23 protein-coding genes and 1 pseudogene are annotated in these 22,660 nt (G+C 54.8%); 15 read left to right on the top strand and 9 right to left on the bottom strand.

Annotation, left to right across the window (positions count from 1 at the left end):
• Positions 1-7: 7 nt before the first annotated feature.
• From btsT to yjiA, 3 genes are all read left to right on the top strand, one after another.
• Positions 8-2,158 (top strand): pyruvate/proton symporter BtsT, encoded by a 2,151-nt coding sequence (btsT, locus tag C2U53_RS13630; protein ID WP_042321961.1) that lies wholly within the window; start codon positions 8-10, stop codon positions 2,156-2,158.
• 107 nt (positions 2,159-2,265) lie between these two features.
• Positions 2,266-2,469, top strand: a complete 204-nt coding sequence (locus C2U53_RS13625; RefSeq protein ID WP_024130742.1) for a YbdD/YjiX family protein — start codon at positions 2,266-2,268, stop codon at positions 2,467-2,469.
• Positions 2,470-2,481: 12 nt separating this feature from the next.
• Positions 2,482-3,441, top strand: a complete 960-nt coding sequence (yjiA, locus tag C2U53_RS13620) for a GTPase (protein ID WP_042999308.1) — start codon at positions 2,482-2,484, stop codon at positions 3,439-3,441.
• 96 nt (positions 3,442-3,537) lie between these two features.
• Here the strand turns inward: yjiA and C2U53_RS13615 are convergent, their stop codons facing one another.
• The 4 genes and pseudogenes from C2U53_RS13615 to C2U53_RS13600 all read right to left on the bottom strand — a co-directional run bounded on the left by C2U53_RS13615 (position 3,538) and on the right by C2U53_RS13600 (position 6,441).
• On the bottom strand, positions 3,538-4,599 hold the full coding sequence (locus C2U53_RS13615) for a DUF2955 domain-containing protein (RefSeq protein WP_042999307.1): 1,062 nt from the start codon (positions 4,597-4,599) through the stop codon (positions 3,538-3,540).
• Positions 4,589-5,657: pseudogene (locus C2U53_RS13610) on the bottom strand (HlyD family secretion protein). The gene C2U53_RS13615 and the pseudogene C2U53_RS13610 overlap by 11 nt, the downstream one beginning before the upstream one ends.
• 5 nt (positions 5,658-5,662) lie before the next feature.
• Positions 5,663-6,127 carry a MarR family winged helix-turn-helix transcriptional regulator gene (locus C2U53_RS13605; protein ID WP_042999305.1) on the bottom strand — a complete coding sequence of 155 codons (465 nt, stop codon included), beginning with the start codon at positions 6,125-6,127 and terminating at the stop codon, positions 5,663-5,665.
• A 149-nt stretch (positions 6,128-6,276) separates the two neighbouring features.
• On the bottom strand, positions 6,277-6,441 hold the full coding sequence (locus C2U53_RS13600; protein WP_071888362.1) for a DUF1127 domain-containing protein: 165 nt from the start codon (positions 6,439-6,441) through the stop codon (positions 6,277-6,279).
• A 176-nt stretch (positions 6,442-6,617) separates the two neighbouring features.
• Here C2U53_RS13600 and C2U53_RS13595 point away from each other — a divergent pair, with 176 nt between their 5' ends.
• From C2U53_RS13595 to mdtM, 4 genes are all read left to right on the top strand, one after another.
• Positions 6,618-8,030 carry a PLP-dependent aminotransferase family protein gene (locus C2U53_RS13595; RefSeq protein WP_104446011.1) on the top strand — a complete coding sequence of 471 codons (1,413 nt, stop codon included), beginning with the start codon at positions 6,618-6,620 and terminating at the stop codon, positions 8,028-8,030.
• 135 nt (positions 8,031-8,165) lie between these two features.
• Positions 8,166-8,981 carry an AraC family transcriptional regulator gene (locus C2U53_RS13590; protein ID WP_061069590.1) on the top strand — a complete coding sequence of 272 codons (816 nt, stop codon included), beginning with the start codon at positions 8,166-8,168 and terminating at the stop codon, positions 8,979-8,981.
• A gap of 48 nt (positions 8,982-9,029) precedes the next feature.
• Positions 9,030-9,671 carry a LysE family translocator gene (locus C2U53_RS13585; protein WP_104446010.1) on the top strand — a complete coding sequence of 214 codons (642 nt, stop codon included), beginning with the start codon at positions 9,030-9,032 and terminating at the stop codon, positions 9,669-9,671.
• A gap of 325 nt (positions 9,672-9,996) precedes the next feature.
• Positions 9,997-11,229 carry a multidrug efflux MFS transporter MdtM gene (gene mdtM, locus C2U53_RS13580; protein ID WP_099433781.1) on the top strand — a complete coding sequence of 411 codons (1,233 nt, stop codon included), beginning with the start codon at positions 9,997-9,999 and terminating at the stop codon, positions 11,227-11,229.
• 30 nt (positions 11,230-11,259) lie between these two features.
• Here the strand turns inward: mdtM and metC are convergent, their stop codons facing one another.
• Together metC and C2U53_RS13570 are read right to left on the bottom strand one after the other, a co-directional pair.
• Complete coding sequence (gene metC, locus C2U53_RS13575; protein WP_042999301.1) at positions 11,260-12,450, bottom strand: cystathionine beta-lyase; 1,191 nt, start codon at positions 12,448-12,450, stop codon at positions 11,260-11,262.
• Positions 12,451-12,475: 25 nt separating this feature from the next.
• Positions 12,476-13,714 carry a dicarboxylate/amino acid:cation symporter gene (locus tag C2U53_RS13570; protein WP_044253866.1) on the bottom strand — a complete coding sequence of 413 codons (1,239 nt, stop codon included), beginning with the start codon at positions 13,712-13,714 and terminating at the stop codon, positions 12,476-12,478.
• Between the two features lie 224 nt (positions 13,715-13,938).
• Here C2U53_RS13570 and C2U53_RS13565 point away from each other — a divergent pair, with 224 nt between their 5' ends.
• The 8 genes from C2U53_RS13565 (at position 13,939) to C2U53_RS13530 (ending at position 20,982) form a co-directional block, all read left to right on the top strand.
• A complete protein-coding gene (locus C2U53_RS13565) occupies positions 13,939-14,865 on the top strand; it encodes a LysR family transcriptional regulator (RefSeq protein ID WP_042999299.1) in 927 nt (308 codons plus the stop codon).
• Between the two features lie 50 nt (positions 14,866-14,915).
• Complete coding sequence (locus tag C2U53_RS13560; protein WP_061069589.1) at positions 14,916-16,199, top strand: DUF445 domain-containing protein; 1,284 nt, start codon at positions 14,916-14,918, stop codon at positions 16,197-16,199.
• Positions 16,200-16,208: 9 nt separating this feature from the next.
• Complete coding sequence (locus C2U53_RS13555; RefSeq protein WP_042999297.1) at positions 16,209-16,448, top strand: DUF2164 domain-containing protein; 240 nt, start codon at positions 16,209-16,211, stop codon at positions 16,446-16,448.
• Between the two features lie 96 nt (positions 16,449-16,544).
• The gene (locus C2U53_RS13550; protein WP_042999296.1) at positions 16,545-17,696 is read left to right on the top strand and encodes a double-cubane-cluster-containing anaerobic reductase; all 1,152 of its coding nucleotides are present in this window, start codon (positions 16,545-16,547) and stop codon (positions 17,694-17,696) included.
• A 9-nt stretch (positions 17,697-17,705) separates the two neighbouring features.
• Entirely contained in the window at positions 17,706-18,473 is a 768-nt protein-coding gene (gene yjiL / locus C2U53_RS13545) for a putative 2-hydroxyacyl-CoA dehydratase activator YjiL (RefSeq protein WP_042999295.1), read from the top strand.
• Positions 18,470-18,745: a DUF3343 domain-containing protein gene (locus C2U53_RS13540; RefSeq protein WP_104446009.1), complete on the top strand. Its 276-nt coding sequence runs from the start codon at positions 18,470-18,472 to the stop codon at positions 18,743-18,745. The genes yjiL and C2U53_RS13540 overlap by 4 nt, the downstream gene beginning before the upstream one ends.
• A gap of 194 nt (positions 18,746-18,939) precedes the next feature.
• On the top strand, positions 18,940-19,704 hold the full coding sequence (locus C2U53_RS13535; RefSeq protein ID WP_224788354.1) for an SdiA-regulated domain-containing protein: 765 nt from the start codon (positions 18,940-18,942) through the stop codon (positions 19,702-19,704).
• 78 nt (positions 19,705-19,782) lie between these two features.
• Entirely contained in the window at positions 19,783-20,982 is a 1,200-nt protein-coding gene (locus tag C2U53_RS13530; RefSeq protein WP_104446008.1) for an MFS transporter, read from the top strand.
• On the opposite strand, the gene C2U53_RS13525 is transcribed toward C2U53_RS13530, so the two are convergent.
• The 3 genes from C2U53_RS13525 to C2U53_RS13515 form a co-directional block, all read right to left on the bottom strand.
• Entirely contained in the window at positions 20,966-21,190 is a 225-nt protein-coding gene (locus C2U53_RS13525; protein ID WP_042999291.1) for a hypothetical protein, read from the bottom strand. The genes C2U53_RS13530 and C2U53_RS13525 overlap by 17 nt on opposite strands.
• 20 nt (positions 21,191-21,210) lie before the next feature.
• Entirely contained in the window at positions 21,211-21,411 is a 201-nt protein-coding gene (locus tag C2U53_RS13520) for a hypothetical protein (protein WP_042999290.1), read from the bottom strand.
• 618 nt (positions 21,412-22,029) lie between these two features.
• Complete coding sequence (locus tag C2U53_RS13515; RefSeq protein WP_042999289.1) at positions 22,030-22,449, bottom strand: hypothetical protein; 420 nt, start codon at positions 22,447-22,449, stop codon at positions 22,030-22,032.
• Positions 22,450-22,660 lie beyond the last annotated feature (211 nt).

Raw genomic sequence — 22,660 nt, 5'->3', positions numbered from 1 at the left:
TTTTACTATGGATACGAAAAAGATATTCAAGCACATACCCTGGGTGATCCTCGGGATCATCGGGGCATTCTGCCTCTCGGTTGTCGCCTTACGCCGGGGTGAACACGTCAGCGCCCTGTGGATCGTGGTCGCTTCCGTGTCGGTATATCTGGTGGCTTACCGCTACTACAGCCTGTACATCGCCCAGAAGGTGATGAAGCTCGACCCTACACGTTCGACACCTGCGGTCATCAATAACGATGGCCTGAACTACGTTCCGACCAACCGCTATGTCCTGTTCGGACACCACTTTGCCGCAATCGCGGGCGCTGGTCCGCTGGTCGGTCCGGTTCTGGCAGCGCAGATGGGTTACCTGCCTGGTACCCTGTGGCTGTTGGCGGGTGTGGTGCTGGCGGGTGCGGTCCAGGACTTCATGGTACTGTTTATCTCTTCTCGCCGTAACGGCGCGTCGCTTGGCGAGATGATTAAAGAAGAGATGGGCTCCGTGCCGGGGACCATTGCCCTGTTTGGCTGCTTCTTAATTATGATCATCATCCTCGCGGTACTGGCGCTGATCGTCGTAAAAGCGCTGGCAGAAAGCCCGTGGGGGGTCTTCACCGTTTGCTCCACCGTACCTATCGCGCTGTTCATGGGGATCTACATGCGCTTCCTGCGTCCGGGGCGTGTGGGTGAAGTGTCGGTGATTGGTATTGTTCTGCTGGTTGCGTCTATTTACTTCGGCGGCGTGATTGCTCACGACCCGTACTGGGGCCCGGCGCTGACCTTTAAAGACACCACCATTACCTTTGCACTGATCGGCTATGCGTTCGTTTCTGCACTGCTGCCAGTATGGCTGATCCTCGCTCCACGCGACTATCTGGCCACCTTCCTGAAAATCGGCGTGATCGTCGGCCTGGCGCTGGGTATCGTGATCCTCAACCCAGAGCTGAAAATGCCGGCCATGACCCAGTACATCGATGGTACCGGTCCGCTGTGGAAAGGTGCACTGTTCCCGTTCCTGTTCATTACCATCGCCTGTGGTGCGGTCTCTGGCTTCCACGCCCTGATCTCTTCCGGTACCACGCCGAAACTGCTGGCCTGTGAAACAGACGCCCGCTTCATCGGTTACGGCGCGATGCTGATGGAATCCTTCGTGGCGATCATGGCGCTGGTTGCGGCGTCCATTATCGAACCGGGCCTCTACTTTGCGATGAACACCCCGCCGGCAGGCCTGGGCATTACGATGCCGAACCTGCATGAAATGGGGGGTGAGAACGCGCCGCTGATTATGGCACAGTTGAAAGACGTGACCGCGCATGCGGCGGCAACCGTCAGTTCCTGGGGCTTCGTGATTTCGCCAGAGCAGATCCTGCAAACGGCGAAAGACATCGGCGAACCGTCCGTTCTGAACCGTGCTGGTGGTGCACCGACGCTGGCGGTAGGTATCGCGCACGTGTTCCACAAAGTGTTGCCGATGGCGGACATGGGCTTCTGGTACCACTTCGGTATTCTGTTTGAAGCGCTGTTCATCCTGACCGCGCTGGATGCCGGTACCCGTTCTGGTCGCTTTATGTTGCAAGACCTGCTGGGTAACTTCGTTCCGTTCCTGAAGAAAACCGACTCTCTGGTTGCCGGTATCATCGGTACGGCGGGCTGCGTGGGTCTGTGGGGTTACCTGCTGTATCAGGGCGTGGTCGATCCGCTGGGCGGCGTGAAGAGCCTGTGGCCTCTGTTCGGTATCTCTAACCAGATGCTGGCAGCCGTGGCGCTGGTTCTGGGTACCGTGGTACTGATTAAAATGCAGCGCACCAAATACATCTGGGTGACCGTTATCCCGGCAGTATGGCTGCTGATCTGCACCACCTGGGCGCTGGGCCTGAAACTGTTCAGCTCCAACCCGCAGATGGAAGGCTTCTTCTACATGGCTAACCAGTACAAAGAGAAGATTGCCAACGGCGGCGAACTGACCGCACAGCAGATTGCTAACATGAATCACATCGTTGTGAACAACTACACCAACGCCGGCCTGAGTATTCTGTTCCTGGTGGTGGTGTACAGCATCATCTTCTATGGTTTCAAAACCTGGATGAATGTGCGCAACGTCGACAAGCGTACCGATAAAGAAACACCGTACGTTCCGATTCCTGAAGGCGGCGTGAAGACCTCTTCACATCACTAAGCTGATGCCGGGTAACGCTTCGCGTACCCGGCCTACAAAATGCTTTAAGCGTAGGCCGGATAAGGCGAAAGCCGTCATCCGGCTTTAATCATTCACGAGGCGGCACAATGTTTGGTAACTTAGGTCAGGCAAAAAAATATCTCGGCCAGGCGGCAAAGATGTTGATTGGTATTCCAGACTACGACAACTATGTCGAGCATATGCAAACCAACCATCCGGACAAGCCGTACATGAGCTATGAAGAATTCTTCCGCGAGCGCCAGCAGGCGCGCTACGGCGGCGACGGTAAAGGCGGCATGCGCTGCTGTTAGAAGGAGAAGTGAATGACCCCGATTGCAGTCACCCTACTCACCGGTTTTCTTGGCGCAGGTAAAACCACCCTGCTACGCCACATCCTCAACGAAGAACACGGCTACAAGATTGCCGTTATCGAAAACGAATTCGGCGAAGTGTCCGTGGACGATCAGCTAATTGGCGATCGCGCCACGCAGATCAAAACCCTGACCAACGGCTGTATTTGCTGTACACGCTCCAACGAGCTGGAAGACGCGCTGTTAGACCTGCTCGATAACCTCGATAAGGGCGCCATCAATTTTGATCGTCTGGTGATCGAGTGCACCGGCATGGCCGACCCCGGCCCGATTATTCAAACCTTTTTCTCCCACGACGTGATTTGCCAGCGCTATCTGCTGGACGGCGTGATTGCGCTGGTTGATGCGGTCCATGCCGACGATCAAATGAACCAGTTCACCATTGCGCAGTCGCAGGTCGGCTATGCCGATCGCATTCTGCTGACTAAAACCGACGTCGCTGGCGAAAGTGAAAAGCTTCGCGAACGTCTGGCGCGCATCAACGCCCGCGCCCCGGTGTATACCGTTACGCACGGCGATATCGATCTTTCTCTGCTATTCGACACCAATGGCTTTATGCTGGAAGAGAACGTCGTCAGCGCCAAACCGCGCTTTCACTTTATCGCCGACAAGCAGAACGATATCTCTTCCATTGTGGTGGAACTGGATTACCCTGTGGATATCGGCGACGTCTCCCGCGTGATGGAAAACCTGCTGCTGGAATCCGCCGAAAAACTGCTGCGTTACAAAGGTATGCTGTGGATTGAAGGCGAACCGAACCGTCTGCTGTTCCAGGGGGTGCAACGCCTGTACAGCGCCGACTGGGACCGCCCGTGGGGCGACGAACAACCGCACAGCACGCTGGTGTTTATCGGCATTCAGTTGCCGGAAGACGACATCAGAGCCGCCTTTGCGGGGCTGAAGAAGTCGTGATTCCCGTGCCCGATGGCGCTACGCTTATCGGGCGCCCTACCCCGTAGGCCGGATAAGGCAAAGCCGCCATCCGGCATTGGCTCGATAATCCCCTTATCACTCCACCACAAATCGTGTCGCCGCAAAGCAGTTCAGTATTCGGTGGACCAGAAAGACCATCGTCAGCGTTGCCAGCAGCGCGACGGTGACTGAGGTGATGCGATACAGGTCGCTGAACACTAAATCGCTGTTCGGGTGCAGGTTCTGGCCGAACATAATACCGATTGTGGTGATGCTGGCGAACCCCACGCCTGCACCCACTTTTTCCATGACGTGCAGACGGGCGCTAAAAGCCAATCCAAGACCGATCAGCGGCATCATTAACAGCATGTGATTACTGAAATCATAAATCAGTAACTGCACCACCAGAATATAGAGACAGGCCAGTACCACACCGACGACGCGCCAGAGGGAACTCAGGACCGCGCCGCGATAGTGCATCGGAAAGAGGATCAAAATCCCCGCCATCAGCGCTGACAGCGAATCGCTCAGATCGCAAATCTGGAAGATCACAAAGATCATCGTCGCCACGGTGCCGGAAAGCAGCGATTCGTGGCGAATGCGGGCGTCGTCTTTCTCAATGCGCGGCGGCGAGTTACGCGGTTCCACATCGGGGATCAAATAGTGCAGCAGCGCACTCAGCGCTACCGCCATCACGCAGGCTTCCATGTTGGAAAACATCAGCGTGTGCCAGTCTGTGGTGGGATAGCTCATAAAATTGAGCATCGTACTCTGGCAGACCACACCCATTGACCCCAGCAGAAACAGCGGACCCTTGCTCATAAAGCGAAAGCGCATCACGTAAAGGCCAAACACCACCAGCGTCATGATCACTGGCCACTGCGAGAGATAACCGACAATCAATACCATTTCGACGCAGTTCACCGCCGCACTGAACACAAACTGCCGCGCTACGTGGCGGTTAAACACCGGTACCAGCGACATCAGCATCAACGGATAGACCACGAAGAAAACGCCGTACTGGACGTTGTAAAAGGTCGAAATACTGAGCGCGATCGTCCCGGCAACGGCTATCCGCAGAGTCTGGCGAAAGTCGTTGGCTGTATAGACGATGTTGTCATGTGGCGTGAATACGCGCGCCAGGGTGTTAATAGACATAATGCAGCCAACTGACCAGGCGGATTTGCGCGCCAGCAAAAGTACGGGCAAAGGGGCCTTCGCTGTTATACAACTGCACCGTGGCGCGGGCACCGGTCGGTAACGGTTTGTCCAGTGGTTCACTCAGCGTCACGTGAATACGCATCCGCTGCGCATCGCGCACCCAACGAGTGGATTGCTCTGGCTGCGACAGTTGACCGTTGACCTCTTCCTGTCCGGCGAGGATCCCCCGCATCGCTGCTGGTCACACGCGCACGGAACACTTTACCCGGCATGGCATCAAACACCACGGCGGCATCGGTATTGACGCGGGTATGTCGCAGGCTCTTCTCGCGGAAATCGGCCACGATATCCGTCTGATTACTGACCAGCGCCAGCAGTGGCGTGGCGGCGGTAGCGTAAAGCCCGGCGTTAAGCTGGAGATTACTCACCGTTCCGTCCGTCTCTGCGCGCACTTTTGTCCATGCCAGATTCAACTGCGCCTCTTCCAGCGCGTTGCGATACTTTTGCAGCGTCACGTTATGGCTGTCTTCGCGCTCGCCGCGTTGGATCAGCAGATTCTGGATGTTGGCATGCAGCGCGGTTACCGACTGTTCGCTGGTCTGCCAGGTCGTCCGCACCCTGTCGAGATCCGCCTGCGAGACGTTTTGCATCGCGCTTAGCCGCTGATAACGATCGAACGTCAGTTTGTCATTACGCGCCGTATATTCAGCAGTACGCAGGTTGGCGCGGGCAGAAGCAATCTGTGCATCCAGTTGCTGATTGCTCAGTCTGGCCTGCGCAAAGGCGATTTGCGCGGCCTCGACTTTGTTGATAAATGGCGTGGGATCCAGCTCGTAAAGCAGATCGCCTTTTTTTACCGTGCTGTTGTTCTGCACGTAGACGTGCGAAACATACCCGGAAACGCGTGCTGAAACCGGCGTAACTGTACGCATCACCGTGGAATCTGGCGTCAGCGGGATCCAAATATCGGCAACGATAAACCAGGCGAATATGGCAAGGAAAGCGGCAATACTCACCCTTACCCAACGGGCAAATTTTTGTTCTGGGGTCATCATAGTTTTTAGTGTTGATTATCTTCTTCGCGGATTGTCCGCAGATTGCAGGCGATTACATTTAAGGTGGCGCTGAAGGAAGCGAGATCTGCTTCAGGAATGGTACGCGTGACGCGACATTGATAGGCTTCAATCATCCGGTTCAACTCTACCAGCCGGGCACGGCCTTCCGCAGTTAGCATTAGCAGACGGATGCGTTTGTCATAAGGCGATGTGGAACGCACCAGATAGCCCTGATTTTCCAGTTGTGTGAGAGTGCGCATCAGCGGTGGCAGTTCAATACCCTGCACCTGTGCCAGTTCACTGACCGAAACGTTATCGCCCAGTTGATACAGTTGCATCAGCACCGTCCAGCTGGACTGGGTCAGGCCGGTATCGGTAATAGCCGCATCAATAATGGCCCGCCATTGACGCACGACCATCGCCATACGCATCCCCAACGGGCGGCGGGCAAACAGCTCATCTTCAGTCATGTCTCTTTCCTCTCTAAGCGAAAGGAAAATAATACTTATCAGGATAAGTATCAAGAAACACACTGTCTGTAAGCATGAATTGATAAATTTTATGAATGTAACAAAGGCCGGACGGGTTCAACCTCCAGCCTCTGACTTCTACAGTCACGCTATTCAATCTGATCCCGGCGTAATCCCAGATCCTTGAGTCGCTCATCACTCATCTGTTGCAGGATCCGTCGGGTTTGCGCCTGCAGATGCCATTTTTTAAACGCTCGCCAGATCAGGACAAAACCAATAAACGGCTGCTTTGCTTTGTTTTCATGAAATTCCATACTCCACCCCCTCTCATACCAGAGCCTGTATTCTGGCGGTTTTCGAGTGGATCGATACAGATTCAAAAACAGCTTTTATTTAACATACAGATTCGCTAATACTGTCTCTGCATCGCACATTTTGCACCTGTCTGTACTGGTTTTTACATCTGTATGGCATCTTCGAGGGATACAGCATGACGCGTTACCAACATCTGGCCAACCTGCTGACCGAGCGTATTGAACAAGGGCTGTATCGTCACGGAGAGAAATTGCCGTCAGTACGCAGTCTGAGTCAGGAGCACGGTGTCAGTATCAGCACCGTACAGCAGGCGTATCAGGTACTGGAATCATTGCAGCTCATTACGCCGCAGCCCCGTTCAGGCTACTTCGTCGCGCCTCAGAAAGCGCTGCCGCCGGTCCCGCCGATGTCGCGTCCGGTACAGCGTCCGGTTGAGATTACCCAATGGGAGCAGGTACTGAACATGCTGGAAGGCCATCACGACCAATCGGTTATCCCGCTTAGCAGCGGTATTCCGGATGTTAGCCAACCCAGCCTGAAACCGCTCTGGCGCGAACTCAGTCGCGTAGCACAACACAATCTGAGTGCGGTTCTGGGCTACGATGAACTGGCTGGCAGCCTCGCACTACGCCAGCAAATCGCCCGGCTGATGCTGGATGGCGGATCGGTGGTTAACGCCGACGATCTGGTGATCACCAGCGGCAGTCAAAGCGGCATGTCACTGGCCCTGCTGGCCGTCTGCCAGCCAGGAGACATTGTCGCTGTGGAATCCCCGGCTTATTACGGCACCATGCAATTGCTGCGCGGTTTAGGGATCAAAGTGATTGAGATCCCGACCGATCCGGATACCGGCATCAGTATTGAAGCGCTGGAGCTGGCGCTTGAACAGTGGCCGATCAAAGGCGTTATCCTGGTGCCCAATTGCAATAACCCGCTCGGTTTTATCATGCCGGACGCCCGTAAGCGGGCGGTGCTGGCGCTCGCCCAACGCCACGACATTGTGATTTTCGAGGATGATGTTTACGGTGAACTGGCGACAGAGTATCCCCGCCCCAGAACCATTCACTCCCGGGATATCGACGGTCGGGTTATCCTTTGCAGTTCATTCACCAAATCGGTCGCCCCTGGCCTGCGCGTCGGCTGGGTCGCTCCGGGTCGTTATTACGACAAATTACTGCATATGAAGTATGCGGTTATTGGCACCAACGTTCCCGCCACACAACTGGCGGCTGCGACGTTTGTCCAGGAAGGACACTACCATCGCCACGTCCGGCGTATGCGCCAGATTTATCAGCGTAATATGGAGATTTATACCTGCTGGGCGCGGGAATATTTTCCCTGCGGCATCTGCGTTACGCGACCAAAAGGCGGTTTTATGCTGTGGGTCGAATTGCCGGAACAAGTGGATATGGTTTGCGTTGCCAAACAGCTTTGCCGCCTGAAAATTCAGGTCGCGCCGGGCTCACTGTTTTCCGCATCAGGGAAATACCGCAACTGTGTGCGCATAAACTGTGCGCTTCCGCCCAGCGAGAAGCACCGGGACGTGATGCAGAAGCTGGGCGAGGCGATCAAAGTCGCGATGGAGTAAACATTCGACTTACCGGACGGCCTGAACGCGACACAGCGTATTCAGTGAATCACACTCTGCAGCTCTTCTGCGGAAAGTCCGGTAAGTCTTTGTACCGTGATATAACAAAGCATGACTATGCCGGAGGCACTAATTGTGACCCACACCCGAGATATTCCACAATCGTTCTGGCGCGATGAGCGACTTGCATGGCTGGAGCTGCGCAGCACCTGGCGCAGCCATCAGGCCTATAAGCGCCATCATCATCCGCAGCTCTCCATTGGGGCCATTCTGGAAGGTGAAACCTGCTGTGTCAGCGATGGCAAAGAATACCGTTTGCAGGCAGGCGATCTGATTGTGATCCCACCGCATGTGCCGCACAGCTGTAATCCGGTCGATGGACAGTGTCGCAGCTACCATATGCTCTACCTGGACGCGGACTGGTGTGTTGCCCAGTTGCCCGAACAGACAATCCCTGCACCGTTTTTCGCCCCGAACCCGGTGATCCGCGATCCACAACGCTTTCAGCGCTTTCTCGACCTTGTGGCGTTAATGGAGAAACAACAAACCGCGCCGCTTATCGATGCCGTCCGTCTCCTGCTGCGCGCACTCCCCTTGCAGTCAGGAAATCCGCCGCGCACGCGAGCGACCAGTCAGTCTCTGAAAGCGCGGCTGCACAACAATTTGCTCTCTCCACCGTCGCTAGATGATATCGCGCAAGAGTTCGGCATGCGCAAAGAGACGCTGATTCGCACCTTTAAGCAGGACACCGGTCTGACGCCGGGCAGCTATCTGAACATCGCGCGGATCGATTTTGCCAGGACGCGACTGCGCGCCGGAGACGATATCGCCGACGTCGGTTATCAGAGTGGTTTTGCCGACCAGAGCCATTTCCACCGCACCTTTGTCAGCTATACCGCCGCCACACCGCGTCAGTATGCGCGGGGGCGATCAATATCAGACAATAATTAGCGTTTCACCGGGCGTAGCGTGAACTCAGGTTTACACACTGAGGTCACTATGGAACCGTTGTCTGTACTCTTTCCCCCTGCCTTTCCCGCCCTGGCGCTGGCTCACTTTGTGGCGCTGCTCAGCCCCGGACCGGATTTCTTTTTACTGGTGGGCTACGCCGTTCGCTATCGACTGCGCGGCAGTGCCGGGCTGTGCCTGGGGATCGCCGCCGGTAACGGCATCTATATCCTGCTGGCGATTGCCGGCTGGGGGATCCTCCGTCAGTTTCCCCAGCTCTTCACGTTGATCGCACTGTTGGGCGCACTTTATTTACTGTGGATCGGCAGCCTGCTGCTACGCAGTCGTCCGCAAACGCTGACGGGCGCAGATGCCCAGTCCACGCGTCCGGGATTGGGCAAACAAGTGCTGCTGGGGCTGGGTTCGTCGCTGCTCAACCCGAAAAACGCCTTGTTCTATCTGGCGCTGATGACCGCCCTGCTTGGCCCGTCAGTGACGCTGGTGCAGCAGGCCGTCAGCGGGATCTGGATGACCAGCGTCGTACTGTGCTGGGATCTGTTGATTGTGATGGGGATTGGCCTGCCGTTTATCCAGCGACGGCTAAGCCACGGGATCGTGTGGATCGAACGTCTCGCCGGGGTCGTGTTGATCGCCTTTGGCTGCGGGATCGTCTGGCGCTTTCTCTTCCCGTAGCTCATTGAGATACTGAATGAATTCAGCCCATTCTATTGACTAACATCAAATTATAATGACACTTAAGGTGTATATTTTCCGTTCAACTTACTTTTCCCGAGGTGTGATGTGCTGATAACCATCTGTAATCGCTACACATTCTGACAAACGTCAGAATGTGTTCCCCTGTCTGTGATTCTCATGGGCAGTGCTTTTGATTACATGAAATTCAGTACATCCGCAGTCTGCTGTTCTCTCTTTTCTGCCTGATGTCCCTGTGACAGTATTGAATTTCGTTGTTCCCGTTAAGGGGTTCTCCACATGGAGTTCGTTTTGTATGCAATGGATTATTGAGTTTTTCAAGCGGCACGCCACGACGCTGTTCTTTCCGATGGCGCTGATTCTGTACGATTTTGCCGCCTATCTGTCGACGGACCTGATTCAGCCGGGCATCATCAACGTCGTGCGTGAGTTTGACGCCGATGTCAGTCTGGCACCGGCGGCGGTCAGTCTCTATCTCGCCGGAGGGATGGCGCTGCAATGGCTGCTGGGGCCGCTTTCCGACCGGATCGGTCGTCGTCCGGTATTGGTCACGGGGGCGCTCATTTTTTCCCTCGCCTGTACCGCCACGCTGTTCACCACTTCAATGACACAGTTTCTGATCGCGCGCGTGGTGCAGGGCACCAGCATCTGCTTTATCGCGACGGTCGGCTACGTCACGGTGCAGGAAGCGTTCGGACAAACGAAAGCTATCAAGCTGATGGCAATCATCACCTCTATCGTGCTGGTAGCGCCGATCATTGGCCCGCTTTCCGGCGCGGCGCTGATGCACTTCGTCCACTGGAAGGTGCTGTTCGCCATTATTGCGGTAATGGGCTTTATCGCCTTTATGGGCCTGTTGCTGGCGATGCCGGAGACGGTCCAGCGCGGCGCGGTGCCGTTTAGTGCGATCAGCGTCGTACGCGATTTTCGCGATGTCTTTCGCAACCGCGTGTTCCTCTTTGGCGTCGCCACGATCTCGCTAAGTTACATCCCAATGATGAGTTGGGTCGCCGTTTCCCCGGTGATCCTGATCGACGCGGGTGGCATGACGTCCTCCCAGTTCGCCTGGGTACAGGTTCCGGTGTTCGGTGCGGTCATCGTCGCCAACATGGTCGTTGCTCGTTTTGTGAAAGATCCGACCAACCCGCGCTTTATCTGGCGTGCGGTGCCCATTCAGCTCAGCGGCCTGTTTGTACTGATCGCCGGGAACCTGCTCTGGCCTCACGTGTGGCTGTGGTCGGTGTTGGGCACCAGTCTGTATGCGTTTGGCATTGGGCTAATCTTCCCGACGCTGTTCCGCTTCACGCTGTTTACCAACAACCTGCCGAAAGGAACCGTGTCGGCCTCGCTGAACATGGTCATTCTGGCGGTGATGGCCGTTTCCGTCGAAATCGGTCGCGGACTGTGGTTTAACGGCGGCCGGATCCCGTTTCACCTGCTGGCAGTCATTGCGGGAGTGGCGGTGGTATTCACGTTGAAAGGGTTGTTAACGCGGGTACGCCAGTATCACGCAACGGAACTGGCAACAGAGAAGTAAAATCAGGCCCCGCCATGCGGGGCCGTTTTTTTAAGCAATGCGGGCAAATCCGGCTTCAAGGTCGGCAATCAAATCGCCGACATCTTCCAGGCCGATATGCACCCTCACCAGCGTCCCGCTGAAATCAACCTCACCGGCCGGGCGAATGCTGTTCAACTCTTCCGGTTGGTTCGCCAGAATCAACGACTCAAATCCGCCCCATGAGTAAGCCATGTGGAACAGCGAGAAGTTATCGAGGAAGTTCGCTAACTGTTCATCCGTCAGTCGCTTTTTCAGCACGAACGAGAACAAACCAGAACTGCCGCTGAAATCACGCGTGAAGTATTCGTGGCCCGGACATTCCGGCAGTGCCGGATGATTCACCCGCGCCACTTCTGCGCGTGCCGACAGCCAACGGGCAATCTGAATGCTACTCTCCTGATGCTGCTTCAGACGCACCGACAGCGTACGCAGGCCGCGACTGCCGTTATACGCGGTATCGGCATCCAGCGTTTGCCCCATCAGATACGAGTTTTCACGCAATTGGTCCCAGCAACGGGCGTTGGATACCGCCGTTCCCAGCATGCCGTCAGAGTGACCAATCGTGTATTTGGTGCCTGCCTGAATCGAGATATCCACGCCGTAGTCCAGCGCCTTAAACAACACGCCAGCCGCCCAGGTGTTGTCGATCATAATGACGATCTCCGGGTTCACCGCACGAATAGCCTTCACCATTCCCGGTACATCCTGCACTTCCATGGTGATCGAACTCGGTGATTCAAGGAACACCACTTTGGTTTCTGGGCGGATCAGATCGACAATTCCGGCGCCGATCATCGGATCGTAGTACGTCGTTTCGACGTTGAATTTGCTCAGGATCTTATTGCAGAAATCCTGTGTTGGTTCATATGCCGCCCCGGTCATCAGCAGATGATCGCCACGTTGTACAAACGCGAGGATCGCGTTTGTCACCGCCGCTGCACCGCACGGATAGAGCGCACAGCCGACGCCGCCTTCCAGTTCGCTCATCGCTTTCTGAAACGCGAAGTGGGTATAAGTGCCGCGACGACCATAAAACAACTCACCGTTTGCGCGATTGGCGGTGGCGAATTTTTTGTCCTTCACGGTATCAAACACCAGCGAAGAGGCGCGCTGGATAACCGGGTTTACCGCGCCCTGAGTATAGCGTTTATCGCGTCCGGCGATGACCAACTGGGTTTCGAGTTTCACTGAATCTTTCATAACCTTCTTATCCTTAATCCGTGCGTTAAACCTCGGCGGCCGTCGCCGTCGCATTCATCTCTGCATTCACCGACTTTTTCCCGGAGAAGCGTTCTACAATTTGTGCCGCATTCAAATCATGAATCACGTTAATTAGCGTCGCCGGGGCATCGGTAATGGTACCCAGCACCACCAACATCGGAATGGTTTCCATCGGCAGTCCCAGCGTGGTGACGATAAAGATCTCCCCAAGGAACGCCCCGCCCGGTACGCCGCCGACGATAATCGCGGAAAGCACGGCAATCAGCATGGTCAGGAAGAAGGTTTCCGTGGTGAATGGGATCCCCAGCACCGAGTAAATAAAGACGATCTTCAGCGCCGCAATCATCGCCACGCCGCCTTTGTTCAGGTTGACCAGCAGTGGGATCGAGACATCCACAATTTCCGGGTTAATCCCCATCGCTTTGCCCGCGCGCAGCGTCACCGGCAGCGTGCCCAGCGAAGAACAGGTACCCAGCGCCGTGACAGAAGGCTCAATGGCGTGACGCCAGAAGGCCTTCACCGCCGGTACGCCGCCGCCAATGTAAGAGTAGAGAATAGAGCCGAAAATGTAGTAAGCCAGCGTGGCAACCATGAACAGACCAATTGCCCGGGCAAAGGTGAGCAGCAGTCCGGAATCCTGGCTGGCCATCGTCGCCGCAAAGTAGCAACCGAGCCCCAGCGGCGCGACCTTCATGATGATCGACACGATCTTCATAATGACGGTGTTGGCATCGTCCAACAGCGAGGCAATACGTTTACCCGCCTGTTCTGACTGACCAATCGCGATCCCGGCAATGATCGCCATCACGATCAGCGCGAGAATATTCGACTTAGAAAACAGACCAATAAAGTCGTTGGTGGTGATCATGCTGACAAAATCCATCTTGCCGCTGCCCGCCTGCACGGACTGCGAGAGATCGATAGTGACCCCCTGCGCCGGGTTGTACCACAGGGCTAACGCCACGATGCCGGCCGCCGGAATAAACGCCATCGCGATGGAAACGATAAAGATAATCGCCATAATTCGCCCTAAGCGTTTCAGGTCGGTCATACTGGCGATAGAGGACATTACGCTGATTCCCACCAGCGGAACGATAATCATAAATAACAGGTTCAGGAAAATCTGACCTATCGGCTGGAGTTTACTGGCAAACGCGGGGGCTAAAATCCCTAATAAACCACCTGCCACCAGAGCAAGTAATAAAATAATTGACGATTTGTAGGGTTCGAGTCGTGTCCACATAATCGGTACCTTTTATAAGAATGGAATTAAATGAGAGTAAATTCACAATTTGGCGACGTTCTGTTTTTGCCTCCTTACTATTTGTGACGCACCTCACTTAAGTTGTTATTTTTTCATTTTGTGCGCATGTCGTTTCCTGTGATTCAATAGTTACATGTTTCAAAACCCAATGTAACGGCCTATTCGTACCGTTTTTGCAAATCACTTATGAGCAAAAGGAAACAATGAGCACACCCATTTCTCTCAAGCACTTAGAATTTTTTGTCCGGATTGTGGACTGCGGAGGTTTATCTGAAGCCGCGGTGCAACTTAACGTGTCACCGTCCGCGGTCAGTAAAAGTCTGGCGGCAATGGAAGATACGCTGGGGACAACATTAATTAAGCGCACGACCCGCAGTATTACGCTGACCGACGCCGGGCAATATTTGTTTAACCGGGCCAATAAATTACTGAAAGAATTTGATGAAACGCTTAATACCACCTCTGGTTATTATCATAATCCGCAAGGTGAATTACGCATTACCTGTTCGATTGCCTTCGGCTATTCCCGACTGGTCAATCTGGTGGACAAATATCGCACCCAATACCCGGATGTGAACCTGTATATCGATCTCAACGATAACTTCGTCAATCTGAACGACACGGATTTCGATATCGCCCTGCGCATCTCCACCGCCCCGCCGCAAAACTATGCCACGCGTAAACTGGTGCCGATCCGCTGGGCGTACTGCGCCTCCCCCGGTTACCTCGCGAAGAAAGGGATGCCGCTGCGTCGTACCGATCTGGTCGATCACGATTGTCTGGTTTATCCTGGCCTGACCCCGGTTCTGAAGGTTGCCGACGAGCAGGATCGCCTGCATCAGCTAAAACTGCATATGCCGATCCAGGCCAACAGCAGCCTGGTCCTGCTGAAGTCGGTGCTGGAAGATCAGGGCGTGGCCTATCTGCCGACCTATCTGATTGGCGATCATATCCAGAAAGAGGAGATCACCCCGCTGATGCTCGACGGCACGATCGCCTGCGAAACGCACACCCTTTACGCGCTCTATTTCCCCAGCAAATACAGCAATCCGAAGGTGCGTTCGTTTATTGATTTTTTGGTCGCGGAATTAGGGACACTGCCAGCGTGGGACAACTGGATCCCCGGCTGATCCCCGGTTGTTTTTGCACGATCCCTCCGTCTGGCTCTATCCTTAAGCGTATGAATAAAATTGCTGAACTTAAACGCGCCAAACTGCTGGCGCTTTCGTTACTGCTGATCGCGGCCACCACGTTCGTCATCACCCTCTTCCTGCCGCCTGGTTTTTGGGTCAGCGGGATCAAAGCCATTGCCGAGGCGGCGATGGTCGGTGCCCTGGCGGACTGGTTCGCGGTGGTGGCGCTGTTTCGCCGCGTCCCTCTCCCGTTCATTTCGCGGCACACGGCGATTATTCCCCGCAATAAGGACCGCATCGGCGAGAATCTGGGGCAGTTTGTGCAGGAGAAATTCCTCGACACCCAGTCCCTGGTTGCGCTGATCCGCCGCCATGAACCCGCGCTGCTGATTGGCAACTGGTTCAGCCAGCCGGAAAACGCCCAGCGGGTCGGACAGCATCTGTTGCAGATCATGAGCGGCTTTCTGGAACTGACCGACGATGCCCGTATCCAGCGCCTGCTAAAACGGGCGGTGCATAAGGCGATTGATAAGGTCGATCTCTCCGGCACCAGCGCCCTGATGCTGGAAAGCATGACCAAAAATGATCGCCATCAGGTTCTGCTCGATACGCTGATCGCCCAGTTGATATCCCTCCTCCAGCGCGACAGTTCGAGGACCTTTATCGCCCGGCAAATCGTCCACTGGCTGGAGACCGAGCATCCGCTGAAGGCTAAAATTCTGCCTACCGAATGGTTGGGCGAGCACAGCGCGGAGCTGGTATCGGAAGCGGTGAACTCGCTGCTCGACGACATCAGCCATGATCGCGCGCATCAAATCCGCCACGCCTTCGATCGCGCCACGTTCAGGCTTATCGACAAACTGAAAAACGATCCGGAGATGGCGAACCGGGCAGAAAGCATCAAAGATTACCTGAAAGAAGATGAAGCCTTTAACCGCTACCTCGGCGAGCTGTGGGCGGATTTACGTCAGTGGCTGAAGCAGGATATCAACGCCGACGATTCCAGGGTGAAGCAGCGAATCGCCCATGCCGGACAGTGGTTTGGCGAAACGCTGATCGCCGACGATGCGCTGCGCGCTTCGCTCAACGGCCATCTGGAGCAGGCCGCCCATCGGGTGGCGCCGGAGTTTGCCGCCTTCCTGACCCGCCACATCAGCGATACGGTGAAAAGCTGGGATGCCCGCGATATGTCGCGGCAGATTGAACTTAACATCGGGAAAGATTTACAGTTTATCCGCGTCAACGGCACGCTGGTGGGCGGGACGATCGGGCTGGTCTTATACCTGTTATCGCAACTTCCCTCACTGCTGCCCGCACTGTCCACTTTTTAAGGAGAAAAAATGGCTGACATTACCCTTTCCCCGGCGCAGCGCGACGGTCTGCGCGATGCGCTCAGAGACTACTGCCGCGATCATTTCGAACTGGAGCTGGAACAGTTCGACGCTGAGTTTTTTATTGATTTCATTAGCGAAAAACTAGGGCCTGTGTACTACAACGCGGGCATTGAGGAGGCGATTCGCACGCATCTGGCCTGGAGCGAGCGCATCCAGGAAGAGATGGATCTGAAGAAGATTTTATAATGCCTTACCTGGCGGGAGATCAATAAACCCATAACATTGACATGGTTATAATGCGAGCACTTTTAACATCTCCCGTGTCACGGGGAAGGAAAATCCATGTCGCTTATCACCGATCTGCCCGCCATTTTCGACCAGTTCTCTGAAGCCCGCCAGAAAGGCTTTCTCACCGTGATGGATCTCAAAGAGCAGGGTATCCCGCTGGTGGGAACCTATTGCACCTTCATGCCGCAGGAGATCCCGATGGCGGCGGGTGCGGTGGTGGTCTCGCTGTGCTCAACGTCGGATGAAACCATCGAAGAAGCCGAAAAAGATCTACCGCGCAACCTCTGCCCGCTGATCAAAAGCAGCTACGGCTTCGGCAAAACCGACAAATGCCCCTATTTCTACTTTTCCGACCTGGTAGTGGGTGAAACCACCTGCGATGGCAAAAAGAAAATGTATGAATATATGGCGGAGTTCAAAGCCGTTCACGTCATGCAGTTGCCAAACAGCAGCCAGGATGCCGCCTCACGCGCGCTGTGGAAAGCAGAAATTCTGCGTCTGCAACAGGCTGTGGAAGCACGCTTTGGGACGCCGGTTACCGAAGCGGCACTGCGTGACGCCATTGTCCTCAAAAACCGTGAGCGTCGTGCACTGGCGAATTTCTATCGTCTCGGGCAGCTTAATCCCCCTGCATTGAGCGGCAGCGATATCCTGAAAGTGGTGTACGGCGCGACCTTCCGCTTTGATAAAGAAGCCCTTATCGACGAACTGAACAGCATGGCTGAACGCGTGCGCCAGGCATGGCAGGATGGTAAACGACTGGACGCCCGTCCGCGTATTCTGATCACCGGCTGTCCGATCGGCGGCGCGGCAGAAAAAGTGGTGCGCGCCATTGAGGAAAACGGCGGTTGGGTGGTGGGATACGAAAACTGTACCGGCGCGAAGGCGACCGAGCAGTGCGTCGCGGAAACTGGTGACGTATACGAGGCGCTCACCGACAAATATCTCGCCATCGGCTGTTCGTGCATCTCTCCAAACGATCAGCGCCTGACGCTGCTCAGCCAGATGGTGGAAGAGTACCATGCAGACGGCGTGGTGGACGTGATTTTGCAGGCCTGTCATACCTATGCCGTTGAATCACTGGCAATTAAGCGCCATGTTCGCCAGCAACACAACATTCCTTATATCGCCATTGAAACCGACTACTCTACCTCGGATGTCGGCCAGCTCAGCACCCGCGTCGCGGCCTTTATTGAAATGCTGTGAGGAGCAGGCGTGACGTATTCGATAGGAATTGATTCCGGCTCGACGGCGACCAAAGGCATTTTACTCACCGGCGGTGTGATTGAGCGCCGTTTCCTGTGCCCGACGCCATTCCGCCCTGCCGATGCCATCCGCGAGGCCTGGGAGGTTCTCGCGGAAGGTCTGGAAACGCGCCCCTACCTGACCTTAACCGGCTATGGCCGCCAGCTGGTTGATTTTGCCGACAAGCAGGTGACGGAAATCTCCTGTCACGGACTGGGTGCGCGGCTGCTCGCACCTGCCACCCGCACGGTCATTGACATCGGTGGACAGGATAGCAAGGTGATCCAACTGGATGACGATGGTAACCTCACCGACTTTCTGATGAATGACAAATGCGCGGCGGGCACCGGGCGCTTTCTGGAGGTCATTTCACGCACCCTGGGCGCCAGCGTGGAGCAACTCGATACCATTACCGCTGGCGTTGCGCCGCACGCCATCAGCAGTATGTGCACCGTTTTTGCCGAATCCGAAGTGATTAGCCTGCGCTCTGCGGGTATCGCCCCGGAAGCGATCCTCGCGGGGGTGATCAATGCCATGGCGCGACGCAGCGCCAATTTCATTGGTCGACTCTCTTCAGAAGGGCCACTGCTGTTTACCGGCGGCGTCAGCCACTGCGCAGCGTTTGCCCGGATGCTGGAAGGCCATGTCGGTATCCCGGTAAACACCCACCCGGACGCGCAGTTTGCCGGCGCCATCGGCGCGGCGCTGATCGGCCAGCGGCAGAGAACGCGCGGATGACGGAATACCTGTTTTTATTTCATTCGACGGTTGGCGTGATCCAGACCCGCAAAGCGTTGCAGGCCGCAGGCGTGACCTTTCAGGTCGCCGACATTCCCCGCCAGTTGCGCGGGGGCTGCGGACTGTGCGTCTACCTGCATTGCCAGCCTGGTGAACAAGATCGGTGGGTGATCCCCGGTCACACCGAATCAATCTACCGCCTTGAGCAGGGCGACTGGCAATGTGTGGCAACCTTCGACGCGCCAGCACGTTGCCCCGCGAAACCACGATAAATGTCACTATGCAATTATCACCCGTTTAAGGATTCATTAAGATTAATCTTTATACTTTCTCCCTTAATGTCTTTGATTTTATTTAAGGAAGAATAATGAGATTGTCCGCCCGATATCTGAATTCACCTCTGCGAATCATGCTTCTTCTTACTTTACTCATTGCGGGGGCGAGTTATGTCATATCGGGTAACGCCATGCCCGACAATGACAATAACTCCCTTGCCGATTATCGCGCGACGATAGACGCTAAACAGATCGCGGGCGTGAAAAAAAATGTCTCCTCACTCACCTGGTCCGATAAAACGAATACGTTGTTCAGCACAATCAATAAACCCGCCGCGATTATTGAATTAACCCGCCAGGGTCAACTGCTGCGTACCATCCCACTCGATTTTATTCGCGATCTGGAGACGATCGAGTTCATTGGTAACGACACATTTGTCATCAGCGATGAAAGTGACTATTCCATCTACGTGATTACCCTCAATGCGCAGTCACAGGTCAACATCATCAAAAAGTTAACGCTTAATCTCTATGAAACCCCGACCAACGACGGTTTTGAGGGCCTCGCCTGGTCACGTGAAAAAGAGACATTCTGGTTTTTTAAAGAAAAGAGACCGATTGGGATCTATAAAGTGACGGGGCTGCTCAATAATGACAATCTGACCATCAGTAAAGAGCATGCGCTGCAACAACAGCTAGGTGTGCAGGATATTTCAGGCGCGGAGTTTAATCCGCAGCGGAACAGCCTGCTGATCCTATCTCACGAATCACGAGTGCTCAAAGAGGTCAGAACCGACGGCAACGTTCTCGGCGTCATGCCGCTAACCGAAGGTCACCACGGGTTGGCGCACACCATACAGCAGGCTGAAGGGATCGCGATGGATAACCAGGGGACGCTGTTTATCGTGGCAGAGCCCAACCTGTTTTACCGCTTCACGTCTAAGAGCGCACAATAATACCGCCATCGCCTTACCCATTTGTTATAAATTTGTTACTCTCGCATTTCGCTCACGACAAATAACAATGGGTACGGCATGAGCCAGCAACCGCACATCGCAGACCGGTATTCACTGCGCACCGCCCTTTTCGGGATGATGGTCCTCGCGCTGGGCATGGGAATTGGCCGTTTTCTCTATACCCCAATGCTGCCCGTACTGCTGGCTGAGGGGCGCTTCACGTTTTCCGAACTGTCGTGGATAGCCAGCGTCAACTATGCGGGATACCTGGTCGGCAGCCTGTTGTTCTCGTTCGGGCTTTTTCATCTGCCGGGACGTTTACGCCCTATGCTGTTGAGTTCAGCGGTGGCGACCGGCGCACTGATCCTCGCGATGGCGCTATTCTCCAATCCCATGGTGGTGATGCTGGTGCGCTTTTTGGCGGGAGTCGCCAGCGCCGGGATGCTGATCTTTGGCTCCACGCTGGTGCTACAACATACCCGCAATCCTTTTGTCATTGCCTCGCTGTTTTCTGGCGTCGGCGTCGGGATTGCGCTGGGTAACGAGTACGTGATTGCTGGTCTGCACTTTGCGCTCTCCTCCCACGCGCTGTGGATCGGGGCGGTGGTCTTCTCGGCCGTCCTGGCGATGTTGCTGGTGCTGCTGCTTCCGTCCCACGCCCACACGCTGCCTGCCGCCACCCAGGCAAAAAGTGACCCGCAGCCGATGCGCTGGTGGCTATTGGCGCTGCTCTACGGACTGGCAGGATTCGGTTACATCATCGTTGCCACCTATTTACCGCTTATGGCGAAAGGAGCGGGTTCTCCACTGCTGACGGTTCATCTGTGGACGTTGGTCGGTGTCTCAATTGTGCCGGGCTGCTTCGCCTGGCTGTGGGCCGCGAAACGCTGGGGAGTGCTGCAATGCCTGACGGCAAACCTGGTGATTCAGGGGGCCTGTGTGATCCTGACGCTGGCCAGCGGCTCTCCGCTGTTGCTGGTGCTGAGCAGCGTGGGGTTCGGCGTAACGTTTATGGGCACCACCTCGCTGGTCATGACCCTCGCGCGACAGCTTATTGTGCCGGGAAACCTCAACCTGCTCGGGTTTGTGACGCTGACCTACGGTATCGGCCAGATTCTGGGTCCGCTGTTAACCACGCTGTTAGGCAGTGGCACGCAGGCGATTACCGATGCCACGCTGTGCGGCGCGCTGGCGTTATTTATCGCCGCGACGATCAGCGCCCTGCAATTCTATAAACAAAAGCGTTTGTTGACGTGCCGCATCAAAGACATGCGCTGACCATAATACGGGGGACCTGGTGGATCCACTCCAGTAATTCGTAAAGCAGCGAAGCCGTGACGATTTTACTGGTTGTCGCGGTTGACCAGGGAAAGAGCGTTACGCTGAGTTCCCACGTCATGAGCGAGACGGTTGTCACGACCAGGGTCAGTCCTAATGCGGTGACGGTAATACACGCCATGGCGCGCCAGAGAGGTAAAAACATCATCCTGTAAAATCCGCCCGCACTTATTCACGGCCGCCTTCATTGGCGGTGCGATGCAGCATGAGCGCTTCGGCAATAATGTCCTGTTTGCTTTTACGCGTTTCTAACGCCAACGCCCGAACGTAGTCCCATAGCGTAGTCTCAACACGGGCGCTTAACAGCACCATATCTTTAGAACGGGTTCCCCTGGCTTTACGGGTATCGGGATAATCGCGGGAAGGCATCGTCGGCTCCTGAAGGCTATGTCGTCTTAACTGGGGAGGAATATGCAGTTGGTCGAATAACAAGTCAACGTACAAAATTTCAGCAGCCGGGTGATAGAAATGTTAAGAAAACGCCTTAAAATGGAACGCTGTTTCAAGTGAAAGATAGCCCGTAGCAGGCTAATGATGTCAGGGTTTATTTACATGTTCTGATTAATTCAGTGCATTTCAGCCCCTGCGCTTCCGGCAAAACATTCACCACGATTATTGAAAATTCCTATGCGCCAATAAGTTACTTACAGGATAAATGTTTACTTTGAAGGCAATAACTGGCTTTTTTAGAGAGAGTTACGACGATCTCTTTCAATAATTTTCGCTAACGTCACTTCTTTTCTTTGTTATCAGACGTCTTACCACCGCCACCATAAACGCAATAAAGGTAAACAAGTCGTAAATAAGGACATTTTTTAACGACGCAAATTAAGTGCGTATCAATTGATATGGATCAATTTTAAAAGCTGAATTTTGCCAGCTTTTGGTAAGAATCTGATGAAGCGCACAAATACCGACTGCTTTTGTACACTAAATTTTACGCCACCAGACATGCCTGTCATCCGCGGGTGATATTGACTTTACTTTTCATCGCCACACTTCCAGCACGACGGAACCAAAGTTATTCCAGTACATCCCCGACATATCATTTGCAAACACCACTAACTCACCGCTGCGGGGCGCAATCCAGCCATTATTGAGCCGGGTGCCGTCGCCAATCACAAACATGGTATCGGTTGATTTATCAATAGTACCAATCAGGGTAAACCAGGTCGCAGATTCGTGGCGGCAACGCAGCCAGAGTCGGGCAAAATTCAAATAGCCGACGGTGTAACCGTTCGCGTCACAATAATGCCCCATATCGCACCACTTTCCGGTGACATGAAAGAAATACCTGACGCCCTGCTCAACAAACAGCTCCGTTTCAACCCATTTATCGCGTGAGCGAATTTGAGTTCGCTTCACCCGTCGTGAAGCCAGTGGCGGAACGCACATTCGATCAACCATACATCATCACCTTTGCGCAAACACAGTTATGCAGGCCGCCCGGATAAAACGATGACGAACAGGAGGGGTAACACTAATTTTTATGAACTCTGCGGCCGCGCTCCATAACAGGAAAGTTGTAATCAGCGCGTGCCGTTTCATACCTTTCATTGACCTGACGCGATAGCGCCTACAGATGCGCCGTTCAACGTGCGGGTAAGCAGTCCACGCG

The sequence above is a fragment of the Citrobacter sp. CFNIH10 genome, from assembly GCF_002934585.1.
Lineage (GTDB): Bacteria > Pseudomonadota > Gammaproteobacteria > Enterobacterales > Enterobacteriaceae > Citrobacter_A > Citrobacter_A amalonaticus.
The sequence above is the reverse complement of the archived record's forward strand: the minus strand, read 5'-3'. Positions and strand labels throughout refer to the sequence as shown.